This is a genomic window from Ensifer sp. 1H6 (assembly GCF_001976035.1).
Lineage (GTDB): Bacteria > Pseudomonadota > Alphaproteobacteria > Rhizobiales > Rhizobiaceae > Ensifer > Ensifer canadensis.
On sequence record NZ_MOAI01000006.1, the window covers coordinates 118,444 to 133,029 of the forward strand.

The following is a 14,586-nucleotide window of genomic DNA, read 5'->3' on the forward strand; positions in this document are numbered from 1 at the left end:
GCCGGGCCTCGTGTCCCTCGCCCCTTGCTATTATTAACGGCAGATGCGGATACGCTCGTAGTAGACATTGCCGTAGTGATCGTAGCGCCTGACTTTCTTGATGAAGCAATAGGGGCGATACTCGTCGTAGTAGCCACCGTAATAGCCGTCGACATAGCCGATCTGGCCGCTCCAGCCATGGCCGTAGGCGCCGTTGCTGAAGCCGATCGTCACACCGCCAGCCTGTGACGGCGCGGCAAAGGAAACGGCTGCGGTGATTGCGACGGCCGCGGCGATGATGATCTTGCGCATGGTGTTCTCTCCTCCAGGGATGAACTCCCGTCATCCATGGGGAGAAGATCGCATGTCGTCTGCTTATTCGCAGTTCCGGATGGAACATGGTTGCAGCCGGCGGCAGAACCGAAAGCCCTGCCACCTCTTCCTCACCACCCGGACGCATGGTCCGGCCGCGATCAGGCGCGAATGCGCGCCATCGCCAGCACGTCGGCCAGCACGCCATTGCGCAGAGCATAGGCCCTGTGCGTGCCTTCGGGTTCGAAGCCGGTCTTGCGATAAAGCGCGATTGCCGCTTCGTTGTCGGTAAAGACGGTCAGCTCGATGCGGCTGATCCCAAGCCAGTTATCGGCAGCATCGATCAGAGATGTAAGAAGTGTCTTACCGATGCCTTCGCCGCGGTGGTTGTCATCGACGCTGATGCCGAGCACGGCGGAGTGATGCCGGCGCCCCTTATTGCGGTGCAGACCGGCCATGCCGACGATGCGGCCGTCGCGCTCGGCCACGATCACAGTGTTGTCCTCCGACAGGCCCTCCATCCACTTGCGCGTCTGCTCCGGTGTCGAATAGGGCAGTCTGAGCGTGCCGGAGCGGATGCCCGGCTGGCTCATAAGTGCGGCGATCGCTTCCCAGTCGACGACGCGCGCCGCTCGAATCCTGAGTGTCGGGGAGGGGGTGGCTTCGGTCATTGTTTCCTCATCAGCTCGCTGGCACCGAGGAAACAGGACCAAACCCTGCTCGCCTCGGCAGGGTTGGTCGGGGGACAGTCCGTTTAACGCACGTGGTCTCCCGCACACCCCTGGATATGCGTGCAAAGCACCATTGCGATCATCGAACGATTGTCCATGTCGGAACGATAACAAGCGGCAGTGGAATTGCAAGCCGGTTCGGCGACCGGATTGCCGGTGGCGCTCAGGTCACCTGCCAGGCGATATAGACGAGCGTGGCGGCAATCAGCCACAGCGCCAGGCGGCCGGAGCGCGTGTGGCGTGCCTCGGCCTTGCCGATGGCATGCGCCGTCTCGGCGTCGAACCGTAGGCCGTTTTCGCTCATGGCCATGATCTCGCTGGAGAATTTTTCCGTGCGGGCGGCGATTTCCGGTGCTGCTTCGGCCAGACGAAGGGCCGCGTGCAGGCCGTCGCGCAGGTCGGTGACGATGCGCTTCGGTCCGAGATTGTCGCGGATCCACTTGCCGACCACAGGCTCGGATGCTTTCCACATGTTGAAACGCGGATTGAGCGTGCGCGCGACGCCCTCGACGACGACCATGGTCTTCTGCAGCATGACCAGTTCCGGCCGTGTCTGCATGTCGAAGAGCTCGGTCACCTCGAACAGAAGCGTCAGCAGCTTTGCCATCGAGATGGTCTCGGCCGGCTGGCCGTGGATCGGCTCGCCAATGGCGCGGATCGCCTGGGCGAAGCTCGCGGCATCATGATGCGACGGCACGTAGCCTGCCTCGAAATGCACGTCGGCGACGCGCTGGTAGTCGCGGGTGATGAAGCCGAACAGGATCTCGGCGAGGAAGCGGCGTTCCTTCTTGCCGAGACGGCCGACGATGCCCATGTCGACGGCGACGATATGGCCGGCATCGTCGACGAACAGGTTGCCCTGATGCATGTCGGCGTGGAAGAAGCCGTCGCGCAATGTGTGGCGGAGAAAGGACTGGATCAGGGTGTCGCCCAGCGCGTCGAGATCGTGGCCCGCCGCCTTCAGCCCGTCGATATCCGACATCTTGACGCCGTCGATCCATTCCATGGTGACGACGTCGCGGCCGGTGCGTTCCCAATCGACCTTCGGTACGCGAAAGCCGGAATCTTCCTTGGTGTTCTCGCCGAGTTCGGAAAGGGCGGCTGCTTCCAACCGAAGATCCATTTCGATCTTGGTCGTCTGCTCTAGCGTCTTGGTGACCTCGACCGGTTTCAGCCGCCGCGTATAGGGCAGGAAACGCTCCTGCATGTGGCTGACGAGATACATCGCCTCGATATCGGAGGCAAAACGCTGGCGGATGCCGGGGCGGATGACCTTGACGGCAACCTTGTCGGGCCGGCCGTCGCGCATGACGATGGCCGGATGAACCTGGGCGATCGAGGCGGCCGCCATCGGCAGGGAAAATTCGGCGTAGAGGTCTTCGACCTTGCGGCCGAGCGATCCCTCGATCGCGGCCTTGGCTTCGCTTTGCGGAAAGGTCGCCATCTGGTCCTGCAGCAGCGACAGGTCAGCGGCAAATTCCGCGCCGACGACGTCGGGGCGGGTTGCCAGGAACTGGCCGATTTTCACATAGGAGGGGCCGAGGCGTGCAACGGCGCGCGACAGCCGGTCGCTGCGCTCCTCGCCTAGCACCTTGCGGCGGGCGAAAAGCCCGGCTGCCTTCTGGGCGAAACGGGCAAAGGGCGGCAGGTGTTCGGTCGGGACCGCCGAGACGACGCCTTCGCGCACGAGAACCCAGCCGATCCGCACGAGGCGGACATATGCTCCAGCTGTGCTCATAAGATCAGATTTTCCAGCCGGAATGCAGCGCTGCGATGCCGCCGGTGTAATTGGTGAAGGAGACGCGCGAGAAGCCCGCCTCCTTGATCATGGCGGCAAAATCGCGCTGGTTCGGGAACTTGCGGATCGATTCCACCAGATACTGATAGGGCGCTTCGTCGCCGGTGATCAGCTTGCCGAATTTCGGGATCGCGTTGAACGACCATGCATCGTAGAAACGGTCGAGAAGCGGCATCTCCACTTCGGAGAATTCGAGCACCAGCAGTCGCCCGCCGCGCTTCAACACACGATAGGCTTCTTTGAGCGCGACATCGATACGCGGGACGTTGCGGATGCCGAAGGCGATCGTATAGGCGTCGAAGGAATTCGCGTCGAACGGCAGTTCCTCAGCATTGGCCTCGACAAAATCGAGATTGGCCGAAAGCTTCTTCTTTTCCGCCCGTTCCGCGCCGACGGCGAGCATCGAGCCGTTGATGTCGAGAACCGTCGAATGCGCCTTGCGGTCGGAGGCTTCGATGATGCGGAAGGCGATGTCGCCGGTGCCGCCGGCGACGTCGAGCGTCCTGTAGCCCTCGCGGCGCGGCGGATTGAGCGCGGCAATCATCGCATCCTTCCAGGCGCGGTGCAGCCCGGCCGACATCACGTCGTTCATGATGTCGTAGCGCTTGGCCACCTTATGGAAGACGTCGTTGACGAGCGGCTGCTTTTCGCCCGTACCGACGTTGCGGAAACCGAAGGAGGTTTCCATTCCGCCATTGGCCGATACCCGCTGATCCGTCATACGAAGAACTCCACCTGAACCAATTTTTCCGGCACCATAGCGAAATCGTCCGACCCGCGCTATCTCGGGGGCAGGGCCATGGCTGCGGCATAGCGCACCCCTATAGGATAAGTAGCCCGCCAAGGAAATGCCAACGGCCGGGCTTATGGTGGTTAAGAATGCCGGGCGTGTGGTGGTTAAGAAAGAAGGAGACGACGCATGCCGGAACTGCCGGAGGTCGAAACGGTAAAACGGGGTCTGGCGCCGACCATGGAAGGCGCGCTCCTCGTCAGTGCAGAACTGCGTCGGCCGGATCTGCGTTTTCCCTTCCCTGTCAATTTTGCAGCCACCGTTGCCGGTCAGCGCATCGTCTCGCTGTCGCGCCGGGCAAAATATCTGATGATCGATCTGGAGGCCGGTGACGTCATCATTGCCCATCTCGGCATGTCAGGTTCGTTCCGTATCGAACAGGGCGCGCTGCCAGAAACGCCGGACGAATTTCACCACCCACGCGCCAAGGATGAGAAGCACGATCATGTGATCTTCCATCTGGAAGGTGCCGTCGGCCCCGCCCGTGTCATCTATAACGATCCGCGCCGTTTCGGTTTCATGGATCTCGCCCGACGGGACACGGTGGCGGCCCACGCCTTCTTCCGCGCACTCGGGGAAGAGCCGACCGGCAACGCGCTCGACGCCGCCTATCTGGCGGCACGCTTTGCCGGAAAGGCGCAACCGCTGAAGGTAGCCTTGCTCGACCAGAAGAATATTGCCGGCCTCGGCAATATATATGTGTGCGAGGCGCTCTGGCGTTCAGGCCTGTCGCCGCTGAAGCCGGCAGGCGCCCTCGTCGACAGCCAAGGTGGGTCGAAGCCGGAACTGCAGGGCCTGACCGTTGCAATCCGCGAGGTCATTGCCGATGCCATCGCCGCGGGCGGCTCGTCGCTGAAAGATCATATCCAGGCCGACGGATCGCTCGGCTATTTCCAGCATTCCTTTTCCGTCTATGACCGGGAAGGGGAGGCTTGCCGCACGCCGGGTTGCGGCGGTACGGTCGCCCGCATCGTGCAGGCGGGACGCTCGACGTTTCATTGCCCGCGCTGCCAGAAATGAACATCCGGGTCCGGCCGGACCCGACCGCTGACACGAATTCGGAGGAGACGACAATGAGTTACGAGACGCTGCTGGTCGAGACGCGCGGACGCGTGGGCCTGGTCACGCTCAATCGCCCGCAGGCGCTGAATGCGCTGAACTCGACCGTTATGCGCGAGCTTGCCGCGGTGCTGAAAGCGTTCGATGCCGATAACGAGATCGGCGCCGTTGTTGTCACCGGTTCGGAGAAGGCCTTTGCGGCCGGCGCCGACATCAAGGAGATGCAGACGCTGGACTTCGTCGAAAGCTATCTCGGCGATTTCATCGGCGGCTGGGATCAGGTGGCTGCTGCCCGCAAACCGGTCATTGCAGCCGTTTCCGGCTACGCGCTCGGCGGCGGGTGCGAACTGGCGATGATGTGTGACTTCATCATCGCTTCCGAGACGGCAAAGTTCGGCCAACCGGAAATTACCCTTGGCGTCATCCCCGGCATGGGCGGGTCGCAGCGCCTCACCCGTGCCGTCGGCAAGGCGAAGGCGATGGACCTCGTCCTCACCGGACGGATGATGGACGCGACCGAGGCGGAACGCGCAGGACTCGTTTCGCGTGTGGTGGCGCCGGAGAAATTGATGGAGGAAGCGCTGGCTGCGGCCGAGAAGATCGCATCGTTCTCGCTGCCGGCGGTGATGATGGCAAAAGAGGCCGTCAATCGCTCGCTGGAGCTCACGCTTGCCGAAGGCCTGCGGTTCGAACGGCGGCTTTTCCATTCGCTGTTTGCCACTGAAGACCAGAAGGAAGGCATGGCCGCCTTCGCAGCGAAGCGCAAGCCGGAGTTCAAACACAGGTAGATCAAGGGGCGACGCGCAGTTTTCTCCAAATTGCGCGTTGACGGGGCGGCCGTTTCTCGCTATATGCCGCCCTCAGTTTGGAACGCCAAATCTGGGCTTTCCGATAATGCTCCCGAATTGCTTTGATGACAGGTCGCAGTGACCCGGCACGGCGAGGGCGGAGTTCATGTCAGTTTTCGAAGAGAGGCATCAATGGCCAATACAACTTCGGCGAAAAAGGCGACCCGCAAGATCGCACGCCGCACTGCAGTGAACAAAGCCCGCCGTTCGCGCGTCCGTAACTTCGTCCGCAAGGTCGAAGAAGCGATCGCAACCGGCGATCAGGCGGTCGCAGCCGCAGCCCTGAAGGCCGCTCAGCCCGAGCTGATGCGCGCTGCCATCAAGGGCGTGCTGCATTCCAACACCGCTTCGCGCAAGGTTTCGCGCCTTGCACAGCGCGTGAAGGCACTTTCGGCCTAATCCGGCTAATAAAAATCTGTTAATTGAAAGCCCGACCCTTGCGTCGGGCTTTTCCGATTCATACATGTGTCATCACGATGGTTAACCTGCACGACATTTCTCGTGTCAATGCGATGACAGAATTTCTATAGGAATTTCAGAGACTTACGAGAGGTCCTTGGTGATAGGGTGTCTCTGGCTGGGGGTCTTCTGGGCCCGTGATGAGTCAAGCGAATTTTTATTTTTTTTCTTTTTCGCCAGCTAATCAAAGAGCCGAAAATCAAAACCCTTGATTCAAAAGCGATTCTTCCCGGACTCGGATTGCGGCAAGCAAAAGGCAGCATGAGAGTCAACGGGCAGCGCTTAAGGTTGCGTAAAAATCGCGATTGATCTTGCCCATCGATCCTGCCTAAATGCCCTCCACAGGGGACACAGACCATATCTGTAAAGGGAAGTACGGAGGCCATTTCAACGAGATGGTTTCAGGCTTTCTGTTCCCTGTATCAGGGCGGCTCCACGTCGTTCAATCAGACAAGTCGAGAACGAAAAACCGGATGGCCCAACCATTCCGGACGAGGACATTTCGACTTCTGGTTGCCGGTGGCGCCACTGCTCAAAGTCAGGTGCAAGCGGTGCCTGACGAGAGATAGAATCCAGCGCTCGGCTGTCCGCTTCGTACGAGGGTGCGAGACAGTTGTCGGCGAGGAGGAGGATCCGGCACGGTCCAGAGCGGACTGGGGGATTTGTTGACAATGAGGCGCGAGGGGACATCAGCCGGCCGGCAAGGCCTGGCAGATGCGCGTAGCGCGCACCCGGTCGGGAGATGAGGAGCCCGGTTGGATTGCGACTGTGACGTTCGGTGAAGCGGCATGACCTCGATGAGGAAGCCGTGGGTGCCGGACATAAGAGATGGGGCCGGCAGAGATGACGGCGTCTGAACATAATCGGAAGGCGGCAAAATGCGGATGAACTTGGTGACGGCGGCGGGCGCGTTTCAAAAGAACGGCGACGTATTTCAGGCCGGAAGCAATCTATCTCAGGCGGCGGGAGATAAGCACGACATGAGGCATGACGCACTGTTCGAACGAGTGAGTGCGCGTTTGAAAGCCCAGGTCGGTCCCGATGTCTTCGCCAGCTGGTTTGGGCGTCTGAAGCTCCATTCGGTTTCCAAGAGCGTCGTGCGTCTCTCGGTGCCCACGACATTCCTGAAGTCCTGGATCAACAACCGCTATCTCGATATCATCACCCAGATCTTCCAGCAGGAAGACGGCGAAATCCTGAAGGTCGAGATCCTGGTGCGGACCGCGACCCGTGGCGCCCGTCCGGTTTCACAGGAAGAGACGCTGCCGCAGGCAACGGAATCGGCTCCTGCAACGCCCGCACGCCGTCCGACGACGGCGCAGTCCGTGGCTTCGGTCGCAGCCTCTGCGGTTGCCAGCGTTCAGCGGCCGACCCAGGCGCCGCTTTTCGGCTCGCCGCTCGACCAGCGTTACACCTTCGACAGCTTCGTCGAGGGCTCTTCCAACCGCGTTGCGCTTGCAGCCGCCCGCACGATTGCGGAAGCCGGCGCCGGTGCCGTGCGCTTCAACCCGCTGTTCATTCATTCAAGCGTCGGGCTCGGCAAGACCCACCTTCTGCAGGCGATCGCCATCCAGGCGCTGCAGAGCGCCCGCGCTCCACGCGTCGTCTATCTGACGGCCGAATACTTCATGTGGCGCTTTGCCACCGCAATCCGCGACAACGACGCGCTGTCGCTGAAGGAATCGCTGCGCAACATCGACCTCCTCGTCATCGACGACATGCAGTTCCTGCAGGGCAAGTCGATCCAGCACGAGTTCTGCCATCTGCTGAACATGCTTCTCGACTCGGCCAAACAGGTCGTCGTCGCCGCCGACCGCGCTCCTTGGGAGCTGGAATCGCTCGATAGCCGTGTTCGCTCGCGTCTTCAGGGCGGTGTCGCCATCGAAATGGACGGACCGGACTACGACATGCGCCTCGAAATGCTGAAGCGCCGTCTCGACTCCGCTCGTCAGGACGATACTTCGCTGGACATTCCCGGCGATATCCTGAGCCATGTTGCACGCAACATCACCGCCAGCGGCCGCGAACTCGAAGGCGCCTTCAACCAGTTGCTCTTCCGTCGCTCGTTCGAACCGCATCTGTCGATCGAACGCGTTGACGAACTGCTTGGGCATCTCGTCAATGCCGGCGAACCGCGCCGTGTCCGTATCGAGGACATCCAGCGTGTCGTTGCCAAGCATTACAACGTATCGCGCCAGGAGCTGGTGTCGAACCGCCGCACCCGCGTCATCGTCAAGCCGCGTCAGATCGCGATGTATCTGTCGAAGACGCTGACGCCGCGGTCTTTCCCGGAAATCGGCCGCCGCTTCGGTGGTCGCGACCACACGACCGTTCTGCATGCGGTGCGCAAGATCGAGGAGTTGATCTCCGGCGATACCAAGCTCAGCCATGAGATCGAGCTTCTGAAGCGCCTGATCAACGAATAGGCGCGAGATAGATTTACTTTCCGATTGCGAGAAAGGCCCGGGAAACCGGGCTTTTTTCGTTTCAGGCGCCGCGTGCCTGCGCGACGATCCAGGCACGGAATGCTGTGACGGCCGGCCGGTCGAGGGCCGATGGCGGATAGACCAGGTGATAGGCGAGATCGGTGGCGATGCCGGTTGGAAACGGCGCGACCAACACGCCTTCGGCAAGCTCGCGCGAAACCAGCGACAGGCGCACGAGAGCGACGCCATCGCCGGCTCTTGCCGCCTCGATGGCGCCATTGCTGTTGACGAACACCGGACCGCGCGTCGTGTCTATGCCTTCGGCGCCGACGGCCTCCAGCCACAGCTGCCAATCCGACCTCTGAACGTCATACAACAGCACATGGGCCGAAAGATCGGCCGGCGTGGTGAGCGGATGCTTGCGGGCAAGGGCCGCGTTGACGACCGGCACCAGCTCGTCATCGATCAGCCGCTCGCTCGTCAGACCCTCATAGCGACCGAAACCGTGGCGGATAGCGATATCGACGCCATCTGACACGAAGTCGGTCAGCCGGTTCGAGGCGCTGATGCGGATGTCGATGCCGTTGAGACGCTGCTCGAAGTCGCTGATCCTCGGCACCAGCCATTGCGCCGCAAAAGTTGGCGTGCAGCTCACCGTCAGTACCGGCGCGCGATTTCGCGCCGTCAGTTCCTCTGTCGCTTCCCGCATCATCCGGAAGGCGCGGCGCAGCGTCGAAAAATAGGTGCTGCCATCCTCGGTCAGAACCAGTTGCCGCGGCCGTCGCTCAAACAGCATCACACCCAGCGTCTGCTCCAGTTCACGCACCTGCAGACTGACCGCACCAGGTGTGACGCTGAGCTCGCGCGCCGCGAGCGTCACACTCAGGTGTCGGGCCGTGGCCTCGAATGCGCGCAGTGCTGCAAGGGAAGGAAGAGGTGTCATTATGATTTAGCCATACTCAATCATGGAAAGAGAAATGCTCGTTTGTGCAAACACTAACATGCTGACACTATTTATGTAAATCGAAGTCAACCAATATGGTTGTTTCAGATGAAGGCGAAGAACTAAATCATAGGAGGGTATGGAGATGCCGGAAACACTTAAGGCGAAGGTGATGGGACCCGGTGAATGGGCCATGCTGATCACACTGTCCCTGTTGTGGGGCGGCTCGTTTTTCTTCGTCGGCGTTGCGGTCAAGGCGCTGCCGCCGTTCACCATCGTTGCCCTGCGGGTCAGCCTCGCGGCGACGGCGCTTTTGATTTTCCTGCGCTTCACCGGCCGCGCGATGCCGCGCGATCCCCGCATCTGGCTTGCCTTCTTCGGCATGGGTCTGCTCAACAACCTGATCCCGTTTTCGCTGATCGTCTGGGGCCAGACTCATATCGCCAGCGGCCTTGCCTCCATCCTCAATGCCACCACGCCACTCTTCGGCGTCGTCGTCGCCCATCTGCTGACCGACGACGAGAAGCTGACCGCCAACAAGCTCTCCGGCGTGTTGATCGGTTTTCTCGGCGTGGCGGTGATGATCGGGCCTGCAGCGCTCGGCGGGCTCGGCTCGAATGTGCTGGCGCAGTTCGCCGTGCTGGGAGCTGCCCTTTCCTACGCCTTTGCCGGCGTTTTCGCCCGTCGTTTCAAGCGGATGGGCGTTGCGCCCATCGTCACCGCGACCGGGCAGGTCAGTGCATCGAGCATCATGCTCGTGCCGATCGCGCTGCTCGTCGATCACCCCTGGACCCTGACCGTGCCGGGCCTTGAAGTATGGGGAGCGATCATCGGCATTGCCTTGATCTCGACCGCGCTTGCCTATGTGCTGTTCTTCCGCATCCTGGAAACGGCGGGTGTCACCAATCTGATGCTGGTGACGTTTCTGATCCCGGTCAGCGCCATTCTGCTCGGCGCCTTGTTCCTCGGCGAAAACCTCGAGCCCAAGCATTTCTTCGGCATGGTGCTGATCGCCGCCGGCCTCGCCGCTATCGACGGTCGCCTGGTCCGGCGTTTCCGTCGCAAACAAACGGTCGATCCGGATCTCGCCTGCGGCGAAAATATCTGAAATCAGGCAAGCTCATGAACGATCGCGGCGGTGCGCAGGCACCTGCCGCGATCATTGCGTTTGGGCCCGTGATTGCAGGTATTTTTTTTTGGCGGTCTTGTCGACTATCTCTTCTCCAGATCGTCCTTGTTACAGGAGCAGGAGAGTTCCAATGCTTTACGCCGTATTTTGTTACAACCAGGAAGACGTCACTGCCAACTGGACCAAGGACGAGGACGACAAGGTCATGCGTGACCTTGCTGCCGTCCAACGCAAATATGGCGATGCCGGCAAGCTCGGGCCGGTGGCGCGGTTGTTGCCGACCACGGCGGCAACGACGCTCCGCCACGCCGTTGGCGAGACCGTCGTCATCGATGGCCCATTTGCCGAAACGAAGGAGCAGCTGCTCGGCTTCTATGTCGTCGATTGCGCTTCACTGGACGAAGCGCTCGATTTCGCCCGCGAGCTCAGTGCGGCCAATCCTGCAGACGGCTCCTATGAAATTCGTCCCCTTGCCATCTACAAGCCAAGTGAGTTTCCCTCATGACAGACACGACCTGGATCGACCTCGCACTTGTTTCCGCTCGGCCGCAGGCAATGGGCGCGCTTCTGCGCTATTTCCGCAATCTCGATACGGCCGAGGAAGCATTCCAGGAGGCCTGTATCCGGGCATTGAAGACCTGGCCGAAGAGCGGCCCGCCGCGTGACCCGGCCGCCTGGCTGATCTTCGTCGGTCGCAACAGCGGCATCGACAAGGTGCGCCGGCAATCTCGCGAGACCGCGTTGCCGCCGGAAGAATTGCTCTCCGATCTCGAGGATCAGGAGAGCGATCTTGCCGAACGTCTCGATGGCTCCCACTACCGGGACGACATTCTCAAGCTCTTGTTTGTCTGCAGCAATCCGGTCCTTCCGGCAACGCAGCAGATCGCGCTGGCGCTGCGCATCGTCTCCGGCCTGTCGGTCAAGCAGATTGCCCGTGCCTTTCTCGTCGGCGAGGCGGCGATGGAGCAGCGCATCACCCGGGCAAAGGCCCGGGTCACCGCCGCCGGCATCGCCTTCGAAACGCCTGACGCGGCCGATCGGTCGGAGCGGCTGGCGGCCGTCGCAACCATGATCTATCTGGTTTTCAACGAGGGCTATTCGGCGATGAACGGGCCGGACAGCGTCTCGGCCGATCTTTGTGAGGAGGCGATCCGGCTCGCGCGGCTGCTCCTGCGGCTGTTCCCCTCCGAGCCAGAAATGATGGGGCTGACGGCTCTGCTCCTGCTGCAGCACTCACGCTCGCGCGCACGTTTCGATGCCGATGGCGGCATCATCCTGCTCGATGATCAGGATCGCAGCCTTTGGAAAAAGCCTCTGATCATCGAGGCGCTGGCCATGATCGACAAGGCGGTGCGCCATCGCCAGCCGGGTCCCTACCAGATCCAGGCCGCGATCGCCGCCTTGCATGCGCGTGCGACGCGCCCGGAAGAAACCGATTGGGAAGAAATCGACCTGCTCTACCAGGCGTTGGAGCGGCTGCAACCGTCGCCGGTCATCACGCTCAACCGCGCCGTCGCAGTGTCGAAGAGGGACGGGCCTGAAGCGGCGCTCGCGCTGATCGAGCCACTTGCCGAAAAACTCGCGGGTTATTTCTACTTCCATGGGTTGAATGGCGCGCTGTTGAAGCAGGCAGGCCGGGTTCGCGAGGCGCGCGTCGCCTTTGACCGGGCGATCGCGCTGGCCACCAATGCCGCCGAGGCCTCCCACATCCGCATGCAGCTCGATCATCTGAGCAAGGATGCGGGCGAGAAAAACCTGGCCACTGAAAAAAGATAAAAAATCTTGTCGGCGGTTGTCGGAACCGTGGCTGCAACTTCGTCCTTGGACTGAACCCGCTGACGGAGAAACAAACAATGACCGTTGTCACTGAAATCAAACCTGCCGACGACCGCGAACTGGTCATCACCCGCCTGATCGATGCGCCCCGCGCGCTCGTCTACCGCTGCTGGACGGATGCCAAGCTGCTGAAGAAGTGGTTCGCGCCTTCGCCGTGGACGACGCCGGAGGCAAAGCTCGAGGTTCGCGCCGGCGGCGCCAACCGCATCGTCATGCGCTCGCCCGAGGGCGAGAACTATCCCAATCTCGGCGTCTATCTCGAAGTGGTGCCGAACGAGAAGCTGGTCTTCACAGACGCCTTCACCGATGCCTGGTCGCCATCCGACAAGCCGTTCATGGTCGTGACCATCACCTTCGAGGACGTCGGGGCCAAGACCCGCTACACCGCACGGGTCCGCCATTGGTCCGTCGAGGATCGCGAAGCCCACGAAAAGATGGGCTTTCACGAAGGCTGGGGCCAATGCGCCACCCAGCTCGAAGGGGTAGCCAGGCAACTCTGATCAAGCCCAGGGCTCGACGGCCGTCGCCCTCGCGCCTGCCACCATCGGGAAGGGAGACCCGCCATGTCCGTGATCGACAACAAGAGTGCCGCCGTCGCCGAAATCCGTACGGTGATCGATGATTGGGCGGATGCCATGAGGGTAAAGGACGCCAAGCGCGTCATCGGCCATGGGACGCCTGATTGTGTCCTCTTTTCGCTGGCGCCGCCGCTGAAGTCGTCCGATGCCGGCGAGGGCGGGCTCGAACAGTGGTTTTCCACCTGGCGTGGACCGCTTGGCTATCGCTTCGAGGATCTCGATATCTCGGTCAGCGGCGATGTCGCATTCGTCAGTATGCTCACCGAACTTTCCGGCGAGAAGATCGATGCCGGGAAAATGTCGGTCTGGTTCCGCCAGACCCTCGGTTTGAAGCGCATGGCTGCCGGCTGGAAGATCGCACACCAGCACGAGTCCGTGCCTTTCTACATGGATGGCAGCCTCAAGGCAGCCGTCGATCTCAATCCGAAATCGACGGTCGACGGGCAAGCGCCGGCGCCGCCACCGATGCTAGGCCCGATCGCCTACCTCTGCGTCGAGGATGCGTACGCGACCGCTGATTTCTACGTCCGCGCCTTCGCCGCAACGGATGGCGGGCGGATGCTCGCCGAAGACGGTAAACGGCTGATGCATTGCCATCTGACGATCAATGGCGGTGCATTGATGCTCAACGATCCCTTCCCGGAACACGGCATGCCCTATGCCGCGCCGCAGGGCGTCGTGCTGCATCTGGTGGTCGAGGACGCGCAATTCTGGTGGGATCGCGCGGTTGCCGCCGGCGCCGAAGTGACGATGCCGCTTGCGGTCGCCTTCTGGGGCGACCTCTATGGCCAGCTGCGTGACCCCTTTGGCATCCGCTGGGGCATCGTCGGACCGGCCAAGAAGACAGACTGAAGAACGATTTGTGACAACGGGAAACGAGGAGAACTCCCCGAATGAACACTGCTCTTGTTATGACGGCTCCGGCTGGAAAAATGGTGATCCTCGGCCGCGTGCTGAGCGGTCTGGTTGTTGCGTTCCTGGCCTTCGACGGAGCGATCAAGCTCGTGCCACTGGACGTGGTGACTGAGACTTTGGCGGTGCTCGGCTATCCCGCCGATGTTGGCCTTGCGCGTCTGCTCGGCGTACTCACGCTTCTGTGTGCGCTGCTCTATGCGATCCCGAGAACGTCGGTCCTCGGCGCCATTCTGCTCACCGGTTATCTCGGCGGTGCCATGGCGACGCATCTGCGCGCGGATAGCCCTCTTTTCACCCATCTGCTGTTCGGGTTCTATCTCGGCGTCATCGCCTGGGCTGGCCTGTGGCTCCGAGACCGTCGCGTGCGCGCGCTGATCCCGTTCAAGAACGAGCAAGCCTAAGGAGAATTTCGCGATGAGCAAAACGGTTAGCGACTACATTGCAGGCCTTTCCGGTACGCCGGCTGCCGTGGCGAAAGAGTTGCACGGTGCCATTCTTGCCGCCGGCGGCACCAGGGACAGCGTGAAATGGGGCCATCCGATCTATGAGGCCGGCGGACCGGTCTGCCTGATCAAGGCTGCCAAGGACTATGTGACGCTCGGCTTCTGGCGCGGCGCCGATATGCTCGATCTCGACCCACGACTGGCCAAGGGCGGCGGCAAGGGCGACATGGCCTTCATCAAGGTGAAAGCGACCGGCGAGGTCGACGGCGCCCAGGTGGCGCGGCTGGTAGCCAAGGGTATCGCCCTCAATGCCGAGAAGGGCGATCCGTTCAAATCTTGA

The 14,586-nt window shown here is 61.6% G+C and carries 16 protein-coding genes; 11 read left to right on the forward strand and 5 right to left on the reverse strand.

Annotated elements, in window-relative coordinates; genetic code table 11:
* Positions 1–33: 33 nt before the first annotated feature.
* From BKP54_RS09285 to ubiE, 4 genes are all read right to left on the reverse strand, one after another.
* Positions 34–291, reverse strand: a complete 258-nt coding sequence (locus BKP54_RS09285; protein WP_025425655.1) for a hypothetical protein — start codon at positions 289–291, stop codon at positions 34–36.
* 161 nt (positions 292–452) lie between these two features.
* A complete protein-coding gene (locus BKP54_RS09290) occupies positions 453–962 on the reverse strand; it encodes a GNAT family N-acetyltransferase (RefSeq protein WP_025425656.1) in 510 nt (169 codons plus the stop codon).
* A 223-nt stretch (positions 963–1,185) separates the two neighbouring features.
* The gene (gene ubiB, locus BKP54_RS09295) at positions 1,186–2,760 is read right to left on the reverse strand and encodes a 2-polyprenylphenol 6-hydroxylase (protein WP_025425657.1); all 1,575 of its coding nucleotides are present in this window, start codon (positions 2,758–2,760) and stop codon (positions 1,186–1,188) included.
* 4 nt (positions 2,761–2,764) lie between these two features.
* Positions 2,765–3,541, reverse strand: coding sequence for a bifunctional demethylmenaquinone methyltransferase/2-methoxy-6-polyprenyl-1,4-benzoquinol methylase UbiE (gene ubiE, locus BKP54_RS09300; RefSeq protein WP_025425658.1), 777 nt, complete (start codon positions 3,539–3,541; stop codon positions 2,765–2,767).
* 198 nt (positions 3,542–3,739) lie between these two features.
* On the opposite strand from ubiE, the gene mutM reads away from it, so the two are divergent.
* The 4 genes from mutM (at position 3,740) to dnaA (ending at position 8,402) form a co-directional block, all read left to right on the forward strand.
* Positions 3,740–4,630: a bifunctional DNA-formamidopyrimidine glycosylase/DNA-(apurinic or apyrimidinic site) lyase gene (mutM, locus tag BKP54_RS09305; protein WP_057204300.1), complete on the forward strand. Its 891-nt coding sequence runs from the start codon at positions 3,740–3,742 to the stop codon at positions 4,628–4,630.
* Between the two features lie 53 nt (positions 4,631–4,683).
* Entirely contained in the window at positions 4,684–5,457 is a 774-nt protein-coding gene (locus BKP54_RS09310; RefSeq protein ID WP_025425660.1) for an enoyl-CoA hydratase, read from the forward strand.
* A 192-nt stretch (positions 5,458–5,649) separates the two neighbouring features.
* Positions 5,650–5,916, forward strand: coding sequence for a 30S ribosomal protein S20 (gene rpsT, locus BKP54_RS09315; RefSeq protein WP_025425661.1), 267 nt, complete (start codon positions 5,650–5,652; stop codon positions 5,914–5,916).
* Between the two features lie 938 nt (positions 5,917–6,854).
* Positions 6,855–8,402, forward strand: coding sequence for a chromosomal replication initiator protein DnaA (gene dnaA / locus BKP54_RS09320; RefSeq protein ID WP_081788833.1), 1,548 nt, complete (start codon positions 6,855–6,857; stop codon positions 8,400–8,402).
* Positions 8,403–8,463: 61 nt separating this feature from the next.
* Here the strand turns inward: dnaA and gcvA are convergent, their stop codons facing one another.
* Positions 8,464–9,348 carry a transcriptional regulator GcvA gene (gcvA, locus tag BKP54_RS09325; protein ID WP_025425663.1) on the reverse strand — a complete coding sequence of 295 codons (885 nt, stop codon included), beginning with the start codon at positions 9,346–9,348 and terminating at the stop codon, positions 8,464–8,466.
* 169 nt (positions 9,349–9,517) lie between these two features.
* On the opposite strand from gcvA, the gene BKP54_RS09330 reads away from it, so the two are divergent.
* From BKP54_RS09330 to BKP54_RS09360, 7 genes are all read left to right on the forward strand, one after another.
* Entirely contained in the window at positions 9,518–10,453 is a 936-nt protein-coding gene (locus BKP54_RS09330) for a DMT family transporter (protein ID WP_025425664.1), read from the forward strand.
* Positions 10,454–10,604: 151 nt separating this feature from the next.
* A complete protein-coding gene (locus BKP54_RS09335; protein WP_025425665.1) occupies positions 10,605–10,979 on the forward strand; it encodes a YciI family protein in 375 nt (124 codons plus the stop codon).
* On the forward strand, positions 10,976–12,250 hold the full coding sequence (locus BKP54_RS09340; protein ID WP_025425666.1) for an RNA polymerase sigma factor: 1,275 nt from the start codon (positions 10,976–10,978) through the stop codon (positions 12,248–12,250). The genes BKP54_RS09335 and BKP54_RS09340 overlap by 4 nt, the downstream gene beginning before the upstream one ends.
* A gap of 77 nt (positions 12,251–12,327) precedes the next feature.
* The gene (locus BKP54_RS09345) at positions 12,328–12,810 is read left to right on the forward strand and encodes an SRPBCC family protein (protein ID WP_084814364.1); all 483 of its coding nucleotides are present in this window, start codon (positions 12,328–12,330) and stop codon (positions 12,808–12,810) included.
* A gap of 63 nt (positions 12,811–12,873) precedes the next feature.
* A complete protein-coding gene (locus BKP54_RS09350; protein WP_057204298.1) occupies positions 12,874–13,740 on the forward strand; it encodes a nuclear transport factor 2 family protein in 867 nt (288 codons plus the stop codon).
* Between the two features lie 41 nt (positions 13,741–13,781).
* On the forward strand, positions 13,782–14,204 hold the full coding sequence (locus BKP54_RS09355) for a DoxX family protein (protein ID WP_025425669.1): 423 nt from the start codon (positions 13,782–13,784) through the stop codon (positions 14,202–14,204).
* A 13-nt stretch (positions 14,205–14,217) separates the two neighbouring features.
* Positions 14,218–14,586: a DUF1801 domain-containing protein gene (locus BKP54_RS09360; protein ID WP_025425670.1), complete on the forward strand. Its 369-nt coding sequence runs from the start codon at positions 14,218–14,220 to the stop codon at positions 14,584–14,586.

What these genes read in the sequence shown, in the direction of transcription:
- BKP54_RS09335 (WP_025425665.1), top strand. Translation starts at nt 10,605, where the DNA reads ATGCTTTACGCCGTATTTTGTTACAACCAGGAAGACGTCACTGCCAAC.
- BKP54_RS09350 (WP_057204298.1), top strand. Translation starts at nt 12,874, where the DNA reads ATGTCCGTGATCGACAACAAGAGTGCCGCCGTCGCCGAAATCCGTACG.
- BKP54_RS09290 (WP_025425656.1), bottom strand. Translation starts at nt 962, where the DNA reads ATGACCGAAGCCACCCCCTCCCCGACACTCAGGATTCGAGCGGCGCGC.
- BKP54_RS09340 (WP_025425666.1), top strand. Translation starts at nt 10,976, where the DNA reads ATGACAGACACGACCTGGATCGACCTCGCACTTGTTTCCGCTCGGCCG.
- BKP54_RS09310 (WP_025425660.1), top strand. Translation starts at nt 4,684, where the DNA reads ATGAGTTACGAGACGCTGCTGGTCGAGACGCGCGGACGCGTGGGCCTG.
- rpsT (WP_025425661.1), top strand. Translation starts at nt 5,650, where the DNA reads ATGGCCAATACAACTTCGGCGAAAAAGGCGACCCGCAAGATCGCACGC.
- mutM (WP_057204300.1), top strand. Translation starts at nt 3,740, where the DNA reads ATGCCGGAACTGCCGGAGGTCGAAACGGTAAAACGGGGTCTGGCGCCG.
- BKP54_RS09330 (WP_025425664.1), top strand. Translation starts at nt 9,518, where the DNA reads ATGGGACCCGGTGAATGGGCCATGCTGATCACACTGTCCCTGTTGTGG.
- BKP54_RS09355 (WP_025425669.1), top strand. Translation starts at nt 13,782, where the DNA reads ATGAACACTGCTCTTGTTATGACGGCTCCGGCTGGAAAAATGGTGATC.
- ubiE (WP_025425658.1), bottom strand. Translation starts at nt 3,541, where the DNA reads ATGACGGATCAGCGGGTATCGGCCAATGGCGGAATGGAAACCTCCTTC.
- BKP54_RS09285 (WP_025425655.1), bottom strand. Translation starts at nt 291, where the DNA reads ATGCGCAAGATCATCATCGCCGCGGCCGTCGCAATCACCGCAGCCGTT.
- BKP54_RS09345 (WP_084814364.1), top strand. Translation starts at nt 12,328, where the DNA reads ATGACCGTTGTCACTGAAATCAAACCTGCCGACGACCGCGAACTGGTC.
- BKP54_RS09360 (WP_025425670.1), top strand. Translation starts at nt 14,218, where the DNA reads ATGAGCAAAACGGTTAGCGACTACATTGCAGGCCTTTCCGGTACGCCG.
- dnaA (WP_081788833.1), top strand. Translation starts at nt 6,855, where the DNA reads ATGCGGATGAACTTGGTGACGGCGGCGGGCGCGTTTCAAAAGAACGGC.
- ubiB (WP_025425657.1), bottom strand. Translation starts at nt 2,760, where the DNA reads ATGAGCACAGCTGGAGCATATGTCCGCCTCGTGCGGATCGGCTGGGTT.